Annotated in this window: 18 protein-coding genes; 7 read left to right on the forward strand and 11 right to left on the reverse strand. The window is 60.6% G+C overall.

Features of this window, described 5'->3' with window-relative positions:
• Positions 1-5 precede the first annotated feature (5 nt).
• From ybeY to miaB, 3 genes are all read right to left on the reverse strand, one after another.
• Positions 6-500, reverse strand: coding sequence for an rRNA maturation RNase YbeY (ybeY, locus tag ICA15_RS24300; protein WP_210554859.1), 495 nt, complete (start codon positions 498-500; stop codon positions 6-8).
• Positions 493-1491 (reverse strand): PhoH family protein, encoded by a 999-nt coding sequence (locus ICA15_RS24305; RefSeq protein WP_150617312.1) that lies wholly within the window; start codon positions 1489-1491, stop codon positions 493-495. The genes ybeY and ICA15_RS24305 overlap by 8 nt, the downstream gene beginning before the upstream one ends.
• Positions 1492-1780: 289 nt before the next feature.
• A complete protein-coding gene (gene miaB, locus ICA15_RS24310; RefSeq protein WP_150602134.1) occupies positions 1781-3109 on the reverse strand; it encodes a tRNA (N6-isopentenyl adenosine(37)-C2)-methylthiotransferase MiaB in 1329 nt (442 codons plus the stop codon).
• Positions 3110-3242: 133 nt separating this feature from the next.
• On the opposite strand from miaB, the gene ICA15_RS24315 reads away from it, so the two are divergent.
• Positions 3243-3572 (forward strand): DUF1820 family protein, encoded by a 330-nt coding sequence (locus ICA15_RS24315; protein WP_042561234.1) that lies wholly within the window; start codon positions 3243-3245, stop codon positions 3570-3572.
• Positions 3573-3834: 262 nt separating this feature from the next.
• Here ICA15_RS24315 and ICA15_RS24320 read toward each other — a convergent pair whose 3' ends face one another.
• From ICA15_RS24320 to ICA15_RS24335, 4 genes are all read right to left on the reverse strand, one after another.
• Positions 3835-4389, reverse strand: a complete 555-nt coding sequence (locus ICA15_RS24320) for a tetratricopeptide repeat protein (RefSeq protein WP_042561233.1) — start codon at positions 4387-4389, stop codon at positions 3835-3837.
• Between the two features lie 224 nt (positions 4390-4613).
• Positions 4614-5897: a glutamate-1-semialdehyde 2,1-aminomutase gene (hemL, locus tag ICA15_RS24325; RefSeq protein ID WP_210554860.1), complete on the reverse strand. Its 1284-nt coding sequence runs from the start codon at positions 5895-5897 to the stop codon at positions 4614-4616.
• Between the two features lie 17 nt (positions 5898-5914).
• Positions 5915-6538 carry a thiamine phosphate synthase gene (gene thiE, locus ICA15_RS24330; protein ID WP_150617314.1) on the reverse strand — a complete coding sequence of 208 codons (624 nt, stop codon included), beginning with the start codon at positions 6536-6538 and terminating at the stop codon, positions 5915-5917.
• Positions 6539-6556: 18 nt separating this feature from the next.
• The gene (locus ICA15_RS24335) at positions 6557-7354 is read right to left on the reverse strand and encodes a hydroxymethylpyrimidine/phosphomethylpyrimidine kinase (protein WP_047303578.1); all 798 of its coding nucleotides are present in this window, start codon (positions 7352-7354) and stop codon (positions 6557-6559) included.
• A 361-nt stretch (positions 7355-7715) separates the two neighbouring features.
• On the opposite strand from ICA15_RS24335, the gene ICA15_RS24340 reads away from it, so the two are divergent.
• From ICA15_RS24340 to ICA15_RS24355, 4 genes are all read left to right on the forward strand, one after another.
• A complete protein-coding gene (locus tag ICA15_RS24340) occupies positions 7716-10070 on the forward strand; it encodes a hybrid sensor histidine kinase/response regulator (RefSeq protein ID WP_210554861.1) in 2355 nt (784 codons plus the stop codon).
• 94 nt (positions 10071-10164) lie between these two features.
• On the forward strand, positions 10165-11814 hold the full coding sequence (locus ICA15_RS24345) for an acyl-CoA dehydrogenase family protein (RefSeq protein ID WP_210554862.1): 1650 nt from the start codon (positions 10165-10167) through the stop codon (positions 11812-11814).
• Between the two features lie 167 nt (positions 11815-11981).
• Positions 11982-13481, forward strand: a complete 1500-nt coding sequence (gene amn, locus ICA15_RS24350; RefSeq protein ID WP_191626408.1) for an AMP nucleosidase — start codon at positions 11982-11984, stop codon at positions 13479-13481.
• Positions 13482-13551: 70 nt separating this feature from the next.
• Positions 13552-14187, forward strand: coding sequence for a pseudouridine synthase (locus ICA15_RS24355; RefSeq protein WP_224450916.1), 636 nt, complete (start codon positions 13552-13554; stop codon positions 14185-14187).
• Here ICA15_RS24355 and ICA15_RS24360 read toward each other — a convergent pair.
• Together ICA15_RS24360 and ICA15_RS24365 are read right to left on the reverse strand one after the other, a co-directional pair.
• Complete coding sequence (locus ICA15_RS24360) at positions 14182-14391, reverse strand: DUF2788 domain-containing protein (protein ID WP_042561226.1); 210 nt, start codon at positions 14389-14391, stop codon at positions 14182-14184. The genes ICA15_RS24355 and ICA15_RS24360 overlap by 6 nt on opposite strands.
• A gap of 224 nt (positions 14392-14615) precedes the next feature.
• Positions 14616-15095, reverse strand: a complete 480-nt coding sequence (locus ICA15_RS24365; RefSeq protein WP_042561225.1) for an Lrp/AsnC family transcriptional regulator — start codon at positions 15093-15095, stop codon at positions 14616-14618.
• Between the two features lie 454 nt (positions 15096-15549).
• Between ICA15_RS24365 and ICA15_RS24370 the strand changes: the two genes are divergently transcribed.
• Positions 15550-16584, forward strand: a complete 1035-nt coding sequence (locus tag ICA15_RS24370; protein WP_210554863.1) for a DUF6515 family protein — start codon at positions 15550-15552, stop codon at positions 16582-16584.
• On the opposite strand, the gene ICA15_RS24375 is transcribed toward ICA15_RS24370, so the two are convergent.
• On the reverse strand, positions 16578-17474 hold the full coding sequence (locus tag ICA15_RS24375) for a cation diffusion facilitator family transporter (RefSeq protein WP_150617321.1): 897 nt from the start codon (positions 17472-17474) through the stop codon (positions 16578-16580). The two genes, ICA15_RS24370 and ICA15_RS24375, sit on opposite strands and share 7 nt — an antisense overlap.
• A gap of 15 nt (positions 17475-17489) precedes the next feature.
• The gene (locus ICA15_RS24380; protein WP_150602142.1) at positions 17490-17909 is read right to left on the reverse strand and encodes a polyribonucleotide nucleotidyltransferase; all 420 of its coding nucleotides are present in this window, start codon (positions 17907-17909) and stop codon (positions 17490-17492) included.
• 365 nt (positions 17910-18274) lie between these two features.
• Between ICA15_RS24380 and hrpB the strand changes: the two genes are divergently transcribed.
• Positions 18275-20794, forward strand: coding sequence for an ATP-dependent helicase HrpB (gene hrpB / locus ICA15_RS24385; RefSeq protein WP_210554864.1), 2520 nt, complete (start codon positions 18275-18277; stop codon positions 20792-20794).
• Positions 20795-20915: the final 121 nt, after the last annotated feature.

Genomic DNA, 20915 nt, shown 5'->3' on the forward strand with positions numbered 1-20915 from the left:
AGCGATTACTCTGAATCCTTTGTTGTAACGATAGGGGATGGTTCGGTTTCGTCGTCCGCGTACGGATCGGGATAGCCCAGTTCAGCAAGCAACTCGCGTTCCAGTGCTTCCATTTCTTCGGCTTCTTCGTCATCTATATGGTCGTAACCAAGCAGATGCAAGCAGCCGTGAATGACCAGATGTGCCCAATGGGCCTTTAGTTCCTTGCCTTGTTCAGCAGCTTCGCGCTCAACCACGGCCACGCAGATCACCAGATCGCCGAGCAGCGGGATGTCGAGAAACTCGTCGGGCACGTCAGCCGGGAACGACAGGACGTTGGTCGCGTAATCCTTCTGGCGCCAGGTGTGATTGAGCTCACGACCTTCTTCCTCGTCGACCAGACGAATGGTCATTTCCGAGTCAGCGGTGCGCTGGCGCAGGGCCAGTTCGCACCATTGACGGAAGTCGGCTTCACTCGGGGCGCTCGCTTCGGTAGCGATTTGCAGGTCTAGCTCAAGCATTTCGCGAAGTGTCCTTGGGCGCGTCGTCACGGTTTTCGAAGCGCTCGTAGGCTTCAACGATCCGCTGCACCAGCGGATGGCGCACAACGTCTTTAGGCATGAAGTGCGTGAAGCTGATGCCTGGCACGTCTTTGAGCACTTCGATCACGTGGTGCAGACCCGACTTGGTGCCTTTCGGCAGATCGACCTGGGTGATGTCACCGGTGATAACTGCGGTAGAGCCGAAACCGATACGCGTCAGGAACATCTTCATCTGTTCGACGGTGGTGTTCTGGCTTTCGTCGAGAATGATGAAGCTGTTGTTCAGCGTGCGACCGCGCATGTAGGCCAGCGGCGCGACTTCGATCACCTGACGTTCGATCAGCTTGGCCACGTATTCGAAGCCAAGCATTTCGTAGAGTGCGTCATAGAGCGGGCGCAGGTACGGGTCGATCTTCTGCGACAGATCGCCGGGCAGAAAACCGAGCTTTTCACCTGCCTCAACCGCCGGACGCACCAGCAGGATGCGCCGGATCTGCTCGCGCTCCAGTGCATCGACAGCGCAGGCCACGGCCAGATAGGTCTTGCCGGTACCGGCCGGGCCTATGCCGAAGTTGATGTCGTTACCGAGAATTTCCTTCACGTAGCGCAACTGATTCAAACCGCGAGGGCGAATCATGCCTTTTTTGGTGCGCAGGGCGACGGAGGCTTCCGCGGGGGCGTGGTTGTCCAGCTCGACGACGGCTGATTCCTGCAGGAACAGGTGAACCATATCTGGCGACAACTCCGTACCCTTGGTTTCGCGGTACAGGCGGCGAATCAGATTTTCCGCAGACGTGGTGTGCTTGGGGTCGCCGATCAGCTCGAACTGGTTTCCGCGGTTACGGATCTCGATGCTCAGGCGCTGTTCGATCAAGCGCAAATGCTCGTCGAATTGCCCGCACAGATTGGCGAAGCGATGAGCCTCAAAGGGCTCGAGAATAAAACGATGTGGTTCTATGGGAGCGTTCAAGGTCGTATTTAGCCGCCCTGGGGCAATTAAGATGAAATCAAGGATAACGCCAGTGGCCTGGGTGCGAAAGCTCTTAAATATCGCTGCGGCTCTCGAGCGCTTTCTCTATGGCTGAAGAATTCATCTGTGGCGAGGGGATTTATCCCCGATCAGCGGCGCAGCCGTCGTAAAACCATCCAGTGCGGCATATCAGATGCACGGCAGTTGCAGGTTTTGGGGGGCGCTTCGCACCCCATCGGGGATAAATCCCCTCGCCACAAAAACCTTCTCCCACAGAGGAGATATGTTGTTACTGGATCAGCGAGCCGCGCAATGAGTGCGGTTGCGCCGCGTCGATGTGCACATCTGCGAACTGGCCGATCAGGGTTGGATTGTCGCAGCGGAAGTTGACGATCCGATTATTCTCGGTGCGCCCTTGCAGTTCGCCCGGGTCTTTCTTCGAGTAATCGGTCACCAGAATGCGCTGGGTCGAGCCGACCATTTGTCGGCTGATTTCGAAACCTTGCTGATTCAGGCGGTGCTGAAGCGCGTTCAGGCGTTCTTTCTTCAGCGCTTCCGGCGTGTCGTCGGTCAAATCGGCGGCCGGTGTGCCCGGGCGCTGGCTGTAAACGAACGAGTAAGAAAAGTCGAAACCGACGTCTTCGATCAGCTTCATGGTCTGTTCGAAGTCTTTTTCGGTTTCGCCCGGGAAGCCGACGATGAAGTCCGAGCTGATGCAAATCCCCGGCACCGCCGCGCGCAGTTTGCGCAATTTGGATTTGTACTCCAGCGCCGTGTGGTTGCGTTTCATCGCCGCCAGAATCCGGTCGGACCCCGATTGCACTGGCAAGTGCAGGTGCTTCACCAGTTCCGGTACTTCGGCGTGGGCCTGGATCAGGCTGTCGGAGAACTCCAGCGGATGCGAGGTGGTGTAGCGAATGCGATCGATGCCATCGACGGCGGCGACTACGCGGATCAATTCGGCAAGATCGGCCAGACGACCGTCATGGGTGGTGCCGCGATAGCCGTTGACGTTTTGCCCCAGCAAAGTCACTTCACGCACGCCGTTTTCGGCCAGATGAATGATCTCGGCGAGCACGTCGTCGAACGGTCGGCTGACCTCTTCGCCGCGGGTGTAAGGCACCACGCAGAACGTGCAGTACTTGCTGCAACCTTCCATCACCGACACGTAAGCACTCGGGCCGTCGATGCGCGGCTCGGGCAAGTGGTCGAACTTTTCGATTTCCGGGAACGAGACGTCGACTTGCGGCAATTTGGTGATGCGTGCGGCGTCGATCATTTCCGGCAGGCGGTGCAGGGTCTGCGGGCCGAACACCACGTCGACGTACGGTGCGCGATCACGGATCGCCGCGCCTTCCTGGCTGGCCACGCAACCGCCGACGGCAATCACCATGTCCGGGTTGGCCAGTTTCAGTTCGCGCCAGCGGCCCAGTTGCGAGTAAACCCGGTCCTGGGCGCGCTCGCGGATCGAGCAGGTATTGAGCAGAATCACGTCGGCATCTTCGGCGCGAGCAGTGACTTCCAGGGCCTGATGTTCACCCAGCAGATCGACCATGCGCGAGCTGTCGTACTCGTTCATCTGGCAACCGTGGGTTTCGATGTAAAGCTTCTTGGCCATGGATTAGGATCGTCACGTGATTCAAAGAACCGCGCATTATAGGGAACATGTCTCCATGTTCCTACCGTTGTGCGTCCGGTGGCTATGCTATAGTTCGCGCCCTCATTTTTATCCCCGATGTTATCCGCCCGCCATGACCAAACGCGAAGCTCCAATCTACAAGGTGATTTTCCTCAACCAGGGCCAGGTGTTCGAAATGTACGCCAAGCAGATCTATCAAAGTGATCTGTGGGGCTTCCTGGAAGTGGAAGAGTTCGTCTTTGGCGAGCGCACGCAGATGGTCGTCGATCCGAGCGAAGAAAAGCTCAAGGCACAATTCGAAGGCGTGGTGCGCAGCTTTGTGCCGATGCATTCGATCGTGCGCATCGACGAGGTCGAACGTCTGGGTACACCGAAAATCAGCGAAGCCCGTGGCACGGTCGGCAATGTGATGCCGTTTCCGATGCCGATGCCTGAGAAGTAAAACCCTTTTCTGTGGCTGAAGAAGATTTAGTGGCTGAACAGGATTCAGTGGCTGAATAGGATTTAGTTGAGTGGCTGAACAGGTTTTATTTGTGGCGAGGGGATTTATCCCCGATGGGCTGCGAAGCGGCCCCAAAACCTGCAATCAAACTCTTTCTGACACACCGCATCGAATGGTTTGCGACTGCTGCGCAGCCGATCGGGGATAAATCCCCTCGCCACAAAATCCCATCAGCCATATCACCCCTAGAGGTCAGCAGAACTCAGGGCAGTGGCGAAAACGGCGTACGCCCATCGGCGCTCTGCAATTCCATCAGGTATTTACGGAAAATTTGCCCGAGCACCTGCGTGGCAGTTTCGAGGTCTTCGCGGGACATTTTTTCAGAGACTTCGTCGGCAGTGTCCAGCGCCTCTTCGGCGCCGTTGACCGCAGCCATCTTCAGCACGATGTACGCCTGAATGTTATTGGCCTGAACGCCTTCACCGTGGAAAAACATGGTGCCGAGCTTGAATTGCGCCTGGGCGTGGCCTTGCAGCGAGGCCTTTTCAAAATAGCTCAGGGCTTGATTGAGGTCGCGCGGCGCATTCTTGCCGTCGTAGTAGAACTCACCCAACTCATATTGCGCTTGCGCATCCCCTTCATCCGCAGCCTTTTGGCAGGCAGCCAGTGCCTGCGTGACGTCTTGCGGCTGAGTATTGAGGGTGCAACGACCCATCGCCGGGATCAACAACGAGTTGCCGCCTGCTTGTGCATGCGCGAGCAGGGGCTGAAGGAGCAACAGGCAGCCCAAGGCAAGGGTGCGGCCGGTGCGGTTCATGGGAATCGACTTACCTCTGAAGGGCACGCGGACCCATCGAGGGATCCAATAAGCGCGCATTATGAAATAAGCAGGGCCAACCTTACAAAGTCTTTACTCGTTTTTCTGCTGCGCGGGGAATATATCGCCCACTTTAGGCGGATATTTAGCAGAGGCGTCGGAAAAACAGCTCGGGTGTAGGTGAAAGCTGACGCTGGCAATGGCCAACGTCAGCGGTTCGGCGATTATTTCAGTTTGGCGAAGGCGCGCTCGGCTGCATCCAGCGTCAACTTCAACTCGGCTTCGCCGTGGGCGATAGAGGTGAAACCGGCTTCGAATGCACTCGGCGCCAGGTACACGCCGCCTTCCAGCATCAGGTGGAAGAAGCGACCGAACAGGGCAGCGTCGCTGGCCATCACGTCTTCAAAGGTGACGATGTCGTCGGCACCGCTGAAGTACAGGCCGAACATGCCGCCGGCCTGAGTGGTCACGAACGGAATCCCTGCTGCATCGGCGCGTTGTTGCAGGCCGTCGAGCAGGCGAGTGGTGTAATCGGTCAGTTCGTCGTGGAAACCCGGACGGCTGATCAAGCGCAGAGTGGTCAAACCGGCAGCCATGGCCAGCGGGTTACCCGACAGTGTGCCGGCCTGGTAAACCGGGCCCAGCGGCGCGATGCGCTCCATGATTTCACGCTTGCCGCCGAAACAGCCGACCGGCATACCGCCACCGATGATTTTGCCGAAGGTGGTCAGGTCTGGCTTCACGCCGTAGTAAGCCTGTGCGCCACCGAGGGCCACGCGGAAACCGGTCATCACTTCGTCGAAAATCAACACCACGCCGTGTTTGTCACACAGCGAGCGCAGACCTTCGAGGAAGCCCGACGCTGGCGGCACGCAATTCATGTTGCCGGCCACTGGCTCAACGATAATGCACGCGACTTCCTGGCCGACTTCGCCAAGCATTTTTTCTACCGCGTCGATGTCGTTGAACGGCAGGGTCAGCGTGTGTTTGGCGAACGCCGCCGGTACACCCGCCGAGCTCGGAACGCCTTGGGTCAGCGCGCCGGAACCGGCCTTGACCAGCAGGCTGTCGGAGTGACCGTGGTAGCAGCCTTCGAATTTGATGATGCTGTCGCGGCCGGTGAAACCACGGGCCAGACGGATCGCACTCATGGTCGCTTCGGTGCCGGAGCTGACCATTCGCACCATGTCCATCGACGGCACCAGCGAGCAGACCAGGTCGGCCATCTCGGTTTCCATTGCGGTCGGCGCACCGTACGACAAGCCGTGCTGCAGTTGATTGCGCACCGCGTCCAGCACGTCCGGGTGGCTGTGGCCAAGAATCATCGGGCCCCACGAGCCAACGTAATCGACATAACGCTTGTCGTCTTCGTCAGTGACGTAGGCGCCTTCGGCGTGTTTGAAGAACAGCGGCGTGCCACCCACGCTCTTGAACGCGCGAACCGGCGAGTTCACGCCACCGGGAATGTGTTTCTGGGCATTGGCAAACAGGGTTTCGGAACGAGACATGATCGGGCTCTCAAAAATCAGGATTTGAACAATTCATTGAATGCGCGGGCGCGGCGGGTCACTTCGGCGGTGCTGTCGGCACCGAACAAACCGTGGACCACAGCAAGCAAGTCGACGCCGTGGGCCACCAGCGGCGCCGCGTTGTCGAGGGTGATGCCGCCAATCGCGCAGATCGGTAGATGCAGCGCACGTTTGGCTTCGTCGAGCAGATCGAGGCTGCAAGTCGGCGCGCCGGGTTTGGTGTTGGAATTGAAGAAACGACCGAAGGCGACGTAACTCGCACCTTCCTTGGCAGCCTGTTGGGCCAGTTCGATTTGCGCGTGGCAAGTCGAGCCGATGATCGCTTTCGAGCCGAGCAGGGCGCGGGTCGGTGACAGCGGGCCGTCGGTCTGGCCCAGATGCACACCGACGTTCAGGCGCGCGGCCAGTTCGGCGTCGTCGTTGATGATCAACTGCGTCTTGTAGCGTTCGCACAAATTGCGCAGCGCCTCGGCCTCGCGCAGACGGCGGGCCTCGTCGCTGCTCTTGTCGCGGTATTGCAGCAGGGTGACGCCGCCTTCCAGCGCCGCCTCCACATACGACAGGAACTTGCCGGCCAGCAACTGGCTGTCGGTAATGGCGTACAGGCCACGTAGTTTCATCAGGCAGACCTCACGACGTTACGAGCAGAAATCCAGCGGCAGGCGACGCGGGACGAACTGGCCTTTGCCCAGTTGTTCGGCATCGCGCAGGGTGCGCCAGGTGTAATCCAGTGCACTGCGCACGGCGCTGGCGAGGTTTTCACCTTGCGCCAGGCGACCGGCCAAGGCACTGGCGAGGGTGCAGCCAGAACCGTGATAACTGCCCGGCAAACGCTGGCAGTAAAAGGTTTCACGCAGGCCGTCGCGGCTGTACAGGCGATTGTGGATTTCAGTTTCGTCGCCGTGGCCACCGGTAATCAGCAGGTTCTTGACGAATGGCAGAAGTTTTTCAGCGCACTCGTCCGCGGTGCCTTCGGGCAGTTCGGCGAGGATGCGTGCTTCGGGAAGGTTGGGGGTGGCAATGATCGACAGTGGCAGCAGACGCTCGCGCATCGCATAGCCGACTTCGTCCTTGCCCAGACGTCCGCCGCCGCCGGCGCGCAGCACCGGGTCGCAGACCACCGGCAAGTGCGGGTGCGCGGACAGCAGTTCGACAACGGTGTCGACCATTTCCAGCGAACCGAGCATGCCCAGTTTGACCGCAGCGACTTCGGAGTCGTTGAGCACGGCATTGGCCTGGGCCAACACCCACTCACGGTCGAGGACGCGGAAGTCAGTGACGTTGACGGTGTCTTGCACGGTCAGGGCGGTGACGGCCGGAGCCGCATGGCAACCCTGCGCGAGCAGGGCTTCGATATCTGCCTGCAAGCCGGCGCCACCACTGGGGTCGTGGCCGGAGAGACAGAGGACAACGGGGCGGGAGCTGTAGATATTCATGGTGCGCGAGCTTACCACCAAAGCTGATTTTCGGGTGTGGCTGGCGTAGCAAGATCAAAAGATCGCAGCCTTGGGCAGCTCCTACAGGGAACGCATTCCAGTGTAGGGGCTGCCCAAGGCTCGGGCCGCGTTCGGACGATCTTTTGATCTACCTGACCAACCCAACAGCTCTAGCGCGGTGCTTTGCTCTAGAACGCCCGTTCTAGAGCCTTTGTAGGAAAAATTCCGATGGTGCTCAATGGCCATCAACGGCTATGCTAGTCTGGATCCAAACCAATAACAGGTAATACCGGTTTTACGTCTACTCAAAAGGAATGGGGGGGCTTCCTGACACAACCGGACGAGCCACGCTGGGGCTTCAATGCGCTATCTGCTGATGTTGCTGTTCTGCTTGCCCCTCATGGCGAGCGCTGTCGAGTTCGACGAATTCACCCAGAGCCTCCCTCTGGGCCGGTCACTGCAAGTGTTCGAAGACCCGAGCGGTCAGGCGAGCATTGCCGATGTCCGTGCGCAGGCCGCTGCCGGCAATTTCATAGCTCACGACAAAGCCACGCTCAATGCCGGGTACTCCCGCTCGGCGTTCTGGCTGAAGATCGACCTGCATTACCGCCCGAGCAATCCGGCCGCCCAGCGCACCTGGCTGCTGGAGTTGGCGTATCCGCCGCTCGACCATCTCGACCTGTATCTGCCCGACGCCCATGGCGACTTTCGCCTGATCAGGCAAACCGGCGATGCCTTGCCGTTCGCCAGTCGTGAGATCCGCCAGAACAACTATCTGTTCGACCTGACGTTCGCGCCCGATCAACAGCAGACCGTGTACCTGCGACTCGCCAGCGAAGGTTCGATCCAGGCGCCGGTGACATTGTGGTCGAGCACTGCGTACCTCGAAGATCAGCCGGTGCGTCTGTACGTGCTGGGCATCATTTATGGCGTGCTGCTGGGGATGGTGGTCTACAACCTGTTCATTTACCTGAGCGTGCGAGACACCAGTTACCTCTATTACATCTTCTATATTGCCTCGTTCGGTCTCTATCAACTGTCGGTGAATGGCGCGGCGGTCGAGTATTTCTGGCCGAACAATCCGTGGTGGGCCAACGCCGCCACACCGTTCTTCATCGGTTGCGCGGGGCTGTTCGGCAGCCAGTTCGCCCGCAGCTTTTTGCAGACCAAGATGCACAGCCGCTGGCTCGACCGCTTGCTGATCGCCTTGATCGCATTCGGTGCGCTGGTGGTCGGTCTGTCGTTGATGGCCAGTTACGCCTTGGCCTTGCGCCTGGCAACAACGTTGGCGCTGACCTTCACCGTGGTGATTTTCGCCGCCGGGATTCTGGCCTGGTGCCGCGGCCTGCGGGTGGCGCGCTACTTCATCATCGCCTGGTCGGCATTCTTGCTCGGCGGCATCGTCAACACGCTGATGGTGCTCGGTTTGCTGCCGAACGTATTCCTGACCATGTACGCCAGCCAGATCGGCTCGGCCATCGAGGTGGCGCTTTTGTCGCTGGCGCTGGCCGACCGCATCAACGCGATGCGCGAGCAACAGGCGCAGACTCTGTTCGATGCCGGGCAGAAACTCGAAGTCCTCAACCAGCAACTCGCCCACAGCAACAAGCTCAAGGATGAATTCCTCGCAACCCTGACCCACGAACTGCGCACGCCGATGAACGGTGTCATCGGCTCGCTGGAACTGATGCAGACCGTCGACCTGGACCCGGAACTTGAGCAATACCAGCAAACTGCCGCCAGTTCTGCCCGGGACATGATGCGCATGGTCAACGGCATCCTCACCCTCACCGAGTTGCAGGCCGGCAAGCTCAAGGCGACACCGGGCACTTTCAGCCTGCGCGGCGTGGTCGAGGCATTACGCCTGCAATTTGAAAGTAATGCGGCGAGCAAGTCGCTGGACTTCAAGGTCGACGTGCTGCCGACCCTGCCGGATCGCCTGAACGGCGACAGCACGAAACTGGCGCAATGTCTGGAATGCTTGCTGGATAACGCGATCAAGTTCACCCGCGTGGGCGGTCTGGCGCTGCGCGTTACCGGCAAACCGTCGACGGACAATCGTATGGCACTGTCGTTTGCGGTGATCGACACCGGCATCGGCTTCACCGATCTGGGCGAGGCGACGATGTATCAGCGCTTCTTCCAGCTCGACGGCTCAATGACCCGTGAGTACGGCGGGCTGGGCGTCGGGCTGGCGATTTGCCGACAATTGGTGGAGTTGCTCGGCGGCAAGCTCACCCACCGTTCCGAGCCGGGAAGTGGCAGCCGCTTTCAACTGGACGTGGAGTTCGAACTGCCGGTGGTCGAACCTGCGCCAATAGCGACGCCTGCCCGCGATTGCATACGCGCACCACAGGACTGCACGGTGCTGCTGGTCGATAACAACAGCGTCAATCAACTGGTGATGCGCGGCATGCTGCTCAAGCTCGGTTTCCGCGTGCGCACCGCCGACAATGCTTCGGCAGCGCTCGATTACCTGCGGCGCGAAAGCTTCGACGCGGTGCTGATCGATTGCCAGTTGCCTGCTCATGACGGCGCGGCATTGTGCTGCCAGATCCACGCGTTGCCGGGTTGCGCGCATTTGCCGGTGTTCATGCTGGCGCTGAGTGCCGACCGCGAGATGTGCAGCCCTGGCGCGGTGATCGATTACCTGAACAAACCAGTGAAATTCGAAGATTTGCAGGCGGCGCTGGAGCGGCGCGTGCTCTGCTGTTGATAGGGTAAAAGCGCCGCAAAAACGGCGGATATGACACTTTGTTCGGCGTGGGGGCGGTGCTTAACTGACCTTCTCGCTGAAGAAGGAACCCGTCATGAACCTGCATCAGTTCGCCGAAACCCACGAAGTCACCAACCAGCCGCCGTCGCTGGACGGCAGCAACCTGTACCGCATTGATCTGCCGTTGCAGGAGTGGTCGCGCCGGTTTGGCGCCGGTTGGGCCGAATCGCGAATTGATGCCTACGGTGCTCTCGCGGGCGGGCCGCTGATGGAAGCCGGGTTCCTCGCCAATCAAAACAAACCGGTATTCGCGAGCCATGACCGCTACGGTCATCGCATCGATCTGGTTGAATTCCATCCCGCTTATCACGAGCTGATGCGCACGGCCATCGAGCATGGCCTGACGTCCTTGCCATGGGCGCACCCGCAGGACGGCGCTCACGTTGCCCGGGCCTCCATGAGTTACCTGCACAGCCAGGCCGAGGCCGGCAGTGGCTGCCCGTTGACCATGACGTTCGCCAGCGTTCCGGCCCTGCGTTTGCAGCCGAACCTGGCCGAGCAATGGCTGCCGAAAATCCTCGCCACCGAATACGACCCGCGCAATGTCGGCATGGCGCACAAGGCCGGGGTCACCATCGGCATGGCGATGACCGAGAAACAGGGCGGCACCGACGTGCGCGCCAATACCACCAAAGCCTATCCGGTCGGTGCCAGCGGGCCGGGCGAGGCCTATGAACTGGTCGGGCACAAGTGGTTCTGCTCGGCGCCGATGTGCGATGCGTTTCTCACGCTGGCGCAGACCGACAAAGGCCTGACCTGTTTTCTGCTGCCGCGCCATCGTCCCGATGACACGCGCAATCAGTTCTACATCCAGCGCCTGAAAAACAAACTCGGCAACCAGTCCAATGCCTCCAGCGAAGTGGAATTTCGCGGGGCGCTGGCGTGGATGGTCGGCGAAGAGGGGCGCGGCGTGCCGACCATCATCGAGATGGTGGCCATGACCCGTTTCGATTGCATGGTCGGCTCCAGCGCGCTGATGCGTCAGGCGCTGACCCAGGCCAGCCATCACTGCGCGCACCGCATGGTCGGCGGCAAACTGCTCAGCGAACAGCCGTTGATGCAGAACGTGCTGGCCGATCTGGCGCTGGAAAGCGAAGCCGCGCTGGCCCTGAGCCTGCGCATGGGCAAAGCGCTCGATCATCTGGATGATCGCCACGAAGCGCAATTCGCCCGGTTGGTGACGGCGGTGGGCAAATACTGGATCTGCAAACGTGCGCCGGCCATGATCAACGAAGCCGCCGAATGCATGGGCGGTGCGGGTTATGTCGAAGACAGCATCCTGCCACGGCTGTATCGCGAGGCGCCGGTCAACTCGACGTGGGAAGGTTCGGGCAACGTGCAGTGCCTCGACGTGTTGCGTGCCTTGTCGAAAGAGCCGGGCGTGCTGGATGTGTTGTTCAGCGAACTCGGTGACGGCCATGGCGATAAACGTCTGGCCGCGCATATTCAGCAGTTGCAGGCGCAGTTCAAGGACACGAGTGACATTCAATACCGGGCGCGGCAGTTGACTGAGGATATTGCGCTGGGGCTTCAGGCCAAACTGTTGCTGGAGGCGGGGAATTCGACGGTCAGTGATGCATTTATTGCCAGTCGTCTGAGTGGTGGTGGGCGAGTTTACGGCGCGCTGCCGCGTGGGCTGGACGTCGAAGCCATCGTCGCCCGCTCGACCCCCCGGATTTTCTAATTACATAAATCTCCTGTAGGAGCTGCCGAAGGCTGCGATCTTTTGATCTTTAGAGGCAAGATCAAAAGATCGCAGCCTTCGGCAGCTCCTACAGGGGGCGTGGGAGTCGCACATATTGTGCGGTTGCCAACATGCCACTGTTCCCGTCGCGCCACGATGCAGGCAAGATGAAGCTCTGCAAGTCAGAACACAGGAAGCTGATCGTGACCGAAGCGTTTATTGTCGTTCAAACCGCCGAACAAGCCGTGGATCGTCTGGCCGAGCTGCATGAGCGGGCCACCTCTGCGCTGAATTCGGCGCTCAAGCGGTACCTCAAGGATCGCGTCGAGCCCGACGCCGAGCAGCGTGCCCAGTTTCGTTATCCCGAACTGCGTCTGACCTATCACTGCCAGGGCGAAGTCCCGCAGACCACCCGCGCCTACGCCAAGGTGCAACTGCCGGGCACCTACAGCGTCACCGTCACCCACCCGGCGGCCTTTCGCAAATACCTGCTCGAACAACTTGTGCCGTTGATGCATGACTTCACCGTGACCGTGGAAGTCGGCGTCAGCCAGCAAAACATTCCGTATCCGTACGTGGTCGAGCAGGGCGACGAACTGGCCGGCTCCGGCGTGACGGCAGCGGTGCTGGCGCGCGTGTTCCCGAGTACCGATTTGTCTGCCGCCACCGATGGCATCGCCGACGGCCTCTACGATTGGGAAAACACCGATCCGCTGCCATTGGCGCTGTTTGATGCGGCGCGTGTGGATTTCTCGCTGCGCCGTCTGGTGCATTACACCGGCAGCGACTGGCGTCATGTGCAGCCGTGGATCCTGCTGACCAACTATCACCGTTACGTCGACCAGTTCATCGTCCATGGTCTGGAGCAATTGCGCAGCGACCCGCGTTTCGTGCGCATGGTGCTGCCGGGCAACGTGATTATCGAAAAGAGCATGGATCACGGCGAAGCCTCGGCAATTGCTGCCGGTGTGGTCTGGCACCGCTACCAGATGCCGGCCTATCACCTGATCGCCAGCGATGGCCACGGCGTGACCCTGGTCAATATCGGTGTCGGCCCGTCCAATGCCAAGAACATCACTGACCATTTGGCGGTGCTGCGTCCGCATTGCTGGCTGATGATCGGTCACTGCGGCGGCCTGCGTCAGTCGCAGACCATCGGCGATTACGTGCTGGCCCACGCTTATATGCGTCGCGACGGTATTCTCGATCGCGTGGTGCCGCCGAACATCCCGATCCCGGCACTGGCCGAAGTGCAAATGGCGCTGCAACAAGCGGCAGCCAATGTCACGGGCGAGAAGGGCGATGATCTGAAGAAACGCCTGCGCACCGGTACCGTATTGACTTACGACGACCGTAACTGGGAGCTGCGTTGGGCTCAGGAGCGACCGTTGATCAACCTGTCCCGCGCGGTGGCAGTGGACATGGAAAGCGGCACGATTGCTGCGCAGGGTTATCGCTTGCGAGTGCCGTACGGCACGTTGCTGTGCGTTTCGGACAAACCGCTGCACAGTGAAATCAAGCTGCCGGGTTCGGCCAACGCCTTCTACGAACGCGCGGTCAGCCAGCACTTGAAGATCGGCATCGAAGCGGTCGATCTGCTGCGCACCGAACTCAATTCGCTGCACTCGCGCAAACTGCGCAGCTTCGACGAACCGCCATTCCGCTGATTTGTTGATGGTCATTTAACGGTCAGGCTACTAGCATTGGCAGCCCTGACCGTTAGATGTTCTTTTCGCTATGTCCCGTCCCCCGCGTCCACCTTCCCGCCGCCCCGGCGTGAAGCCTCCGTCTTCTGCTCCTCGCCGTGTCGCCAAGGCGCCGCCGGCCGAGCCGAAGCTGATCCTGTTCAACAAACCGTTCGATGTGCTGACACAATTCAGCGACGGTGAAGGGCGGGCGACGCTCAAGGATTACATCGACGTGCCGGGCATCTACCCGGCCGGGCGTCTGGACCGTGACAGCGAAGGTTTGCTGCTGCTGACCAATGACGGCCAGTTACAGGCGCGGATCGCAGACCCGAAACACAAACTGGCGAAAACCTATTGGGTGCAGGTCGAAGGCGAGCCAACGGACGAGCAGTTGCAGCGTCTGCGTGATGGCGTCGAGTTGAATGACGGCATGACCTTGCCCGCCGAGGCGCGGCAATTGGACGAGCCTGAGCTGTGGCCACGCAACCCGCCCGTGCGCTTTCGCAAAAGCGTGCCGACGAGTTGGCTGGAATTGGTGATTCGCGAGGGGCGCAACCGTCAGGTACGGCGCATGACTGCCGCGGTTGGGCTGCCGACGCTGCGGTTGGTGCGGGTCAGGATTGGTGACTGGACGATCGACGGTCTCGATCAGGGCCAGTGGACGGAGGTGCCGGCGCGCTTATAAAGCGCCGGATTCGATCAGGCCGATCACCACGCTCTTGATGATGAACGCGGCCACACCCAGGCCCAGCACGAAGAACAGAATGAGCGAGCCGAAGCGACCGGCCTTGGACTTCTTCGCCAGATCCCAGACGATGAAACCCATGAAAATGATCAGGATGCTGACCAGACCGGTCATCATCCACTCTTCGAGTAGTGCAGGATCCATCGGACATCTCCGGCGCGGGGCGGGGGTAAAGGGCGGCGGCGATTATACGCCATGGGCGATTGGTGAAGTATTGACCTGCGTCTGTGTGCCACCCCTCTTCAACCACCGCTCCCCCCTGTAGGAGCTGCCGAAGGCTGCGATCTTTTGATTCTGTTTTTAAGATCAAGATCAAAAGATCGTCCGAACGCGGCCCGAACCTTCGGCAGCTCCTACAGGGAGAGATTTCAGCTACGCAGATGAGTCAGCGGCAGTTCGGTGCTGTTCAACACCTGATTCAGCACAAAGCTTGAGCGAACGCTTGTTACGCCATCGATGCGGGTGAGGTGACCGAGCAACAGCTTCTGATAGTGGTCCATATCCGGTACCACCACTTTCAACTGGTAATCAGCATCCACCCCCGTCACCAGGCTGCACTCCAACACCTGCGGCAATGTGCGAATCGCCGCTTCGAAATTCTCGAAACGCTCTGGCGTGTGCCGGTCCATGCCGATCAGCACGTAAGCCGTCAGGCTCAGGCCGAGCATCTTGCGGTCCAGTAGCGCCACCTGACGCGAGATGTAGCCGTCGTCTTCCAGCTGTTTGACCCGGCGCGAGCAAGGGGAGGGTGACAGACCGATGCGCTCGGCCAACTCCTGGTTGGAGATGCGGGCGTCGCGTTGCAATTCCGCCAAAATGCTCAGGTCGTAACGGTCGAGTTTGCTCATCAATCTGTCCTTGGTTGTAACTATTGCGGAGGATTATCTATCCAGGGTGAAAAATTGCGCAAGTGATGTTTATTTGAGCAATCTTCGCAATCCTCTGTCGCAGCCTCCGGCTTATTCTTATCACCAGAATCACTGCTCGGTAACACAGTCCACGCGGCCCGCCCAATCAGGCCTGCCGCGGCCGCCACCCCCACCGGGGTTGGGCCGGCCCCCGAGCTACGCACTGTCCACAAGACGGCGTGAGGTGAGCCGACGTCAAAAGCGTCGAGCCAGGACGAAGTTCTCTAAAGGGAGGCCGACGGGTCTCCCTTTTTTCTTGTGCGCGATTTACTGCTGCGCCGCTCAATAAATAAGTTGCGTGACTGATAACCTGTTGCAGAACCCGGTGTGTGTTTCCCCGGTCTTAGCTACAGGCCACTCCAATTCAGGGCTCTGAGCCGCAGTGAGGAATTTCATGAAGTCGCGCATCTGGCAGCTGGCCGGTGTTGGTTTGCTGTGTATGAATATCAGTGCGCAGGCACTGGCCGATGAGCCGCAAAATCGTGGCCCGGATGGCGGCGGCCGCGGGCCGGAGCATCAGGGCAATAATCAGGGCCATGGCGGCGACCATCAGCCGCGTGGGCAGAACAATCCGCAGCAGCAGAATCAGCCGCGCCCGCAGAACAACGAGATCATTCGTGGCGACAACAGCCGCCAGTTCGAGCACAACAGTCAGCAAAACAACGGCCAGAACCGCCCGGCCTACAACCCCAATCCGGTGCGCCAGCCTCCTCCACCGCCGCAGTTACCGGCCAACAGCCTGCCGATCCAGCCGCGCCCCGACGCCGTGCGCCAGACCCAGGAACCGCGTCAGGGTTACTACCGCGATGAGCGTCCGCAAAACGGCTACAACAACCAGCATTGGCAGACCGGCAATCGGCCCGACGACCACCGCTGGCCCGGACGTCCGGACGGTCACGGCAATGGTTGGGGTCCCGGCCCGCAATATCGGCCGGGGCATGTGATCGATCGCTTCCCGGATCGTGACTATCGCGTGCCGTATCGCGGTCAGGACTACTTCTATTCCGGCGGCTACTGGTATCGCCCGCAAGGCCCGCGCTACATCGTCGTGCAACCGCCGCGCGGGATTCGCACGCAGTACTTACCGGACTACGCCCGTGAAGTGTGGGTCGGTGGGTCGCTGCTGTTTCTCGCTGCCGGTTCGTACTACGCGTATCAGGAGGCCACGCAGGATTACATCGTGGTCGCGCCGCCCGTGCAGCAGCAACAGCCGCAATCCCAAGGCTACGACGTCGAGGCCTATCCGGCCAATGGACAGTCGCCGCAGCAGGTGCAGCAGGACGGATACCAGTGTTATCAGTTCGCGGTGCAGCAAAGCGGTTTCGATCCGCGCACCGCGACGTATCAACCGGCGCCCGAGGTGGTTCAGGCCTACCGTCAGGCTCAGGGTAATTGCCTGAGCAGTCGCGGTTATCAGGTCAGCTACTGAGCCCTGGCGGCCAGCACTACTTCCTGCGGGTCGGCGTGCACCAGCACTTCGGCTCGCGGGTAGGCTTTGTGAATGGCATCGGCGGCCTGATCGCTGATGCCGTGCGCGACGGACAACGTCAGCTCCCCCGGCAATTCCAGATGCAACTGCACAAACCAGTGGTTGCCCGAGATTCGCGTGCGCAAGTCATGCGCGCCCAGCACTCCCGGCACACTGCACGCCAGTTCGAGCATGTGCTGGCTGACGTCGGTCGGCAGTTCCTCGTCCATCAACACTGAGAAACTTTCTCGGGCGATCTGCACCGCGCTCCACAGGATGTAGGCAGCAATCCCCAGGCCGAACCACGCATCCAGTTGCTCAAAACCAAACCCGGCCAGCACCAGCGCAATCAGAATGCTGCCGTTTAGCAGCATGTCCGAGCGGTAGTGCAGCGAGTCGGCGCGCACGGCGTTGGAGCCGGTCGCCTTGATCACCCGATGTTGCAACACCAGCAACGCCAGCGTCAGCAGCAGGGAAAACACGATCACGCCAATGCTCAGCCATGGCGCGCCAAGCGGCTGCGGATTGGTCAACCGCTCATAAGCCTGAAATGCGATCAACACCGCACTGCCACCAATGAACAGCGCCTGCGCCATGCCGGCCAGCGACTCAGCCTTGCCGTGGCCATAGCGGTGATCGTCATCCGCTGGTCGCAACGCGTAATGCACCGCAAGCAGATTGAGCAACGAAGTGATGCCATCCAGCGTCGAGTCGGTGAGACCGGCGAGCATGCTCACCGAACCGCTCAGCCACCAAGCGATGGCTTTGGCGACGATCAGCGTACAGGCCACCGCCACCGACGCGCGGGTGGCCAGCCGCAGCAGGCGGGCGTGTTCGGGGCTGGAGGTCATGGGCAGGGTGATTCCTTATGCGGCAGGTTGCAGGCCGAACATCGCCAGTTGCTGAGTGCTGCCCTTGTGCTGGATCAGGCGTGGATCGTCCAGCGGGAAGTTGCGCCCCAGTTCCGTTTCGAGAATAGCCTGCAACTTTTGATTATCGACCTGACCGTCCGGGCCGACGGCTTGCTTGAGCTTGGCCGGATCGATCTGTGCGGTATGGCCCGGTTCGAAATAGATCGCGCCAGTGGCGAAGTCGACAGCAAATGCGATCAGCCCGGGGATCACGTAGAACAGCAGCCCGACGGCATCGAGCACGGCAATCGCCGGATCAATCTTGCCGTCGATCTGGCCGCGACGATCCGGATAGAAAATCGAGCCGCACGCGGTGATTTGAGTGAGCAGGGTGGCGACCAGCACGCCGCCGATCAGGCGAAAAGGTAAACGCATGGGAAATATCTCCTGAGTCATCTAATAACGAAGCGTCGTCGTGTGAAGTTAAGACCCTGACGAACGCCAAGCAGTTCGCCGTTATACTCGCCGCTGGCAGGGCGTGCCCACAGTAAATTGCGGCCTCGTCTCACCCCTACCGAAATATGTTGAGGATTGAAGTTGTTTTCTCCAGATCGACACCGCGTGAAGGCTAATGAATCCTGTCGGGGTTCGGCCCTCCGGGCTAAAGCTGTGAGCGCACCATGCTGCGTTGCGGGACTTGGCAAGGAAACGACCCTTACCTGCGTCCCGCGCCTTGACTGGCACGCTCACAGCTTTAACGCGACTCGCAATTTACTGTGGGCACGCCCTGGGGAGCCAGCATGATTTCTTTGCCGATCGATGAAGTTTTACCCGCCCTGCGTGAAGCGTTGGCGACACGCCACGAAGCCGTGCTCGAAGCACCGCCGGGCGCCGGTAAAACCACCCGCGTGCCCTTGGCCTTGCTTAATGAGGCCTGGCTCAATGGCCAAACCATCCTCATGCTTGAGCCGCGTCGTCTGGCGGCGCGTGCCGCAGCGGAACGACTGGCCAGCGAGTTGGGCGAGAAGGTCGGCGAAACCGTCGGATATCGCATCCGCCTCGACAGCAAGGTTGGCCCCAATACCCGCATCGAAGTGGTCACCGAAGGCATTCTCACCCGCCGCTTGCAGGACGACCCGGCGCTGGAAGGCGTGGGTCTGCTGATCTTCGACGAATTCCACGAACGCAGCCTCGACGCCGATCTGGCGCTGGCATTAAGTCTGAACGGTCGAGAGCTGTTTCGCGCTGAACAGCCGCTGAAGATTTTGCTGATGTCCGCAACGCTGGAAGGCGAGCGCCTGGCCGGTTTGCTCGACGACGCGCCGATCCTGCGCAGCGAAGGCCGCATGTACCCGGTGACAATGCGCTGGGGCCGGCCGTTTCAGCCCGGCGAATACATTGATCAACGCGTGACGCAGACGGTGCTCGAAGCAATCAATGATGAAACCGGCAGCGTGTTGGTGTTTCTGCCGGGGCAGGCGGAAATCCGTCGAGTCCATCAGCAACTGAGCGACGCCATCGGCGCGCGCAGCGACGTGTTGCTCTGTCCGTTACACGGTGAGCTTGATCTGAACGCACAAAGAGCCGCCATCGATCCGGCTCCGCCCGGTCAGCGCAAAGTGGTACTGGCGACCAACATCGCCGAAACCAGTTTGACCATCAACGGCGTGCGCGTGGTGATCGATGCCGGGCTGGCGCGGGTACCGCGTTTCGATCCGGGCAGCGGCATGACCCGACTCGACACCCAACGCATCTCCAAGGCCAGCGCCACCCAGCGCGCGGGCCGGGCAGGGCGACTGGAGCCGGGCGTTTGTTATCGCTTGTGGTCGCAGGATCAACACGAGCAATTGGCGGCATACGGCAGTGCGGAAATACTTTCGGCAGATCTGGCCAGCCTTGCGTTGCAACTGGGGCGCTGGGGCGTGACGCCGGGCGAACTGGTCTGGCTCGACGTGCCGCCGGCAGCGGCTTATGCACAGGCGCAGGATTTGTTGCAGCGTCTGGGTGCGCTGGACGGCGAGGCGCTGACTGCGCACGGTCAGGCCATGGCCGAATTGCCGGCGCATCCGCGTATCGGCCACTTATTGCTGCGCGGTCAGGCGTTGGGGCTGGCGACGATGGCTTGCGATGTCGCCGCGCTGCTGGGCGAGCGCGATATCTTGCGCGGCGCCGGGGCCGACCTGCACAGCCGACTGGTTCTGCTTTCGGGCGAAGAGCGCGCAACCCGTGGGGCGCAGGGCGGCGTGCAGCGTGCGCGGCAACTGGCGCGGCAATATCGCGGTTACCTGCGCGGTAAGGCGAGTGAACCGGTCGACGATCCGGATCATCCGCGCTGGCTTGGCGCTTTGCTGGCGCTGGCCTATCCAGACCGTGTCGCCCAACAGCGCCGCGCTGGTGGCGCCGAATATCGTTTGGCCAATGGTCGCGCCGCGCTGTTCGCCGAAGCCGACAGCCTGATGAAAGAGCCGTGGATCGTCATCGCCGACCTCGGCAGCCGTCAGGGCCAGCGCGAAGAACGGATTTATCTGGCGGCGGATTTTGATCCGGCGCTGTTCGAATCGGTGCTGGCCGAGCAGGTACAGTGCGTCGATCAACTGGACTGGGACGAGTGCGAAGGTGTATTGCGCGCCGAGCGTCAGCGCAAGGTCGGTGAGCTGATTCTCAGCCGCGAACCGTTGACCGGTCTCGATGAAAGCGCGCGCAGTCAGGCTCTGGTCAATCTGGTGCGGCGCAAGGGGCTTGAGTTGCTGCCGTGGACTCCGGAACTGCGCCAGTGGCAGGCGCGTGTCGCCCTGCTGCGGCAGCTGGATCTGCAGACTCAAGACGCAAGCCAATGGCCGGACGTCAGCGATGCCGCGCTGATGAAATCCCTTGAACACTGGCTTATGCCGTATCTGGGCAAAGTCTCGCGGCTCAGTCATTTCGCCAATCTGGATCTGTCGAGCATCGTCCGCAATCTGCTGCCGTGGCCGCTGCCGCAACGGCTGGATGAGCTGGCGCCGCATCATCTGAGCGTGCCGTCGGGTTCGTCGATTCGTTTGGATTACAGCGAGTTTCCGCCGATTCTGGCGGTGCGTCTGCAGGAGTTGTTCGGGCTGGCCGAAACCCCGCGAATCGCTGGCGGCAGGCAAGTGGTCAAGCTGCATCTGCTGTCACCCGCGCGGCGTCCGGTGCAGGTGACGCAGGATCTGGCCAACTTCTGGCGCAGCACTTATGCCGAAGTGAAGAAGGATTTGAAGGGACGGTATCCCAAGCATTATTGGCCGGATGATCCGTTGGTGGCCGAGGCCACTGCCCGGGCCAAACCTCGTGGCACCTGAAGAACAAAAGATTGCAGCCCGTAATTCATCGCTCGAACAGCGCTGTACCCCGTCCGTGTAGGAGCTGCCGCAGGCTGCGATCTTTTGATGTTGTCTTTCAAGATCAAAAGATCGCAGCCTG

This window comes from Pseudomonas sp. P116, assembly GCF_020149425.1.
Classification (GTDB): domain Bacteria; phylum Pseudomonadota; class Gammaproteobacteria; order Pseudomonadales; family Pseudomonadaceae; genus Aquipseudomonas; species Aquipseudomonas anatoliensis.

What these genes read in the sequence shown, in the direction of transcription:
- ybeY (WP_210554859.1), bottom strand. Translation starts at nt 500, where the DNA reads ATGCTTGAGCTAGACCTGCAAATCGCTACCGAAGCGAGCGCCCCGAGT.
- miaB (WP_150602134.1), bottom strand. Translation starts at nt 3,109, where the DNA reads ATGGCCAAGAAGCTTTACATCGAAACCCACGGTTGCCAGATGAACGAG.
- ICA15_RS24315 (WP_042561234.1), top strand. Translation starts at nt 3,243, where the DNA reads ATGACCAAACGCGAAGCTCCAATCTACAAGGTGATTTTCCTCAACCAG.
- ICA15_RS24320 (WP_042561233.1), bottom strand. Translation starts at nt 4,389, where the DNA reads ATGAACCGCACCGGCCGCACCCTTGCCTTGGGCTGCCTGTTGCTCCTT.
- hemL (WP_210554860.1), bottom strand. Translation starts at nt 5,897, where the DNA reads ATGTCTCGTTCCGAAACCCTGTTTGCCAATGCCCAGAAACACATTCCC.
- thiE (WP_150617314.1), bottom strand. Translation starts at nt 6,538, where the DNA reads ATGAAACTACGTGGCCTGTACGCCATTACCGACAGCCAGTTGCTGGCC.
- ICA15_RS24335 (WP_047303578.1), bottom strand. Translation starts at nt 7,354, where the DNA reads ATGAATATCTACAGCTCCCGCCCCGTTGTCCTCTGTCTCTCCGGCCAC.
- ICA15_RS24340 (WP_210554861.1), top strand. Translation starts at nt 7,716, where the DNA reads ATGCGCTATCTGCTGATGTTGCTGTTCTGCTTGCCCCTCATGGCGAGC.
- ICA15_RS24345 (WP_210554862.1), top strand. Translation starts at nt 10,165, where the DNA reads ATGAACCTGCATCAGTTCGCCGAAACCCACGAAGTCACCAACCAGCCG.
- amn (WP_191626408.1), top strand. Translation starts at nt 11,982, where the DNA reads ATGAAGCTCTGCAAGTCAGAACACAGGAAGCTGATCGTGACCGAAGCG.
- ICA15_RS24355 (WP_224450916.1), top strand. Translation starts at nt 13,552, where the DNA reads ATGTCCCGTCCCCCGCGTCCACCTTCCCGCCGCCCCGGCGTGAAGCCT.
- ICA15_RS24360 (WP_042561226.1), bottom strand. Translation starts at nt 14,391, where the DNA reads ATGGATCCTGCACTACTCGAAGAGTGGATGATGACCGGTCTGGTCAGC.
- ICA15_RS24365 (WP_042561225.1), bottom strand. Translation starts at nt 15,095, where the DNA reads ATGAGCAAACTCGACCGTTACGACCTGAGCATTTTGGCGGAATTGCAA.
- ICA15_RS24370 (WP_210554863.1), top strand. Translation starts at nt 15,550, where the DNA reads ATGAAGTCGCGCATCTGGCAGCTGGCCGGTGTTGGTTTGCTGTGTATG.
- ICA15_RS24375 (WP_150617321.1), bottom strand. Translation starts at nt 17,474, where the DNA reads ATGACCTCCAGCCCCGAACACGCCCGCCTGCTGCGGCTGGCCACCCGC.
- ICA15_RS24380 (WP_150602142.1), bottom strand. Translation starts at nt 17,909, where the DNA reads ATGCGTTTACCTTTTCGCCTGATCGGCGGCGTGCTGGTCGCCACCCTG.
- hrpB (WP_210554864.1), top strand. Translation starts at nt 18,275, where the DNA reads ATGATTTCTTTGCCGATCGATGAAGTTTTACCCGCCCTGCGTGAAGCG.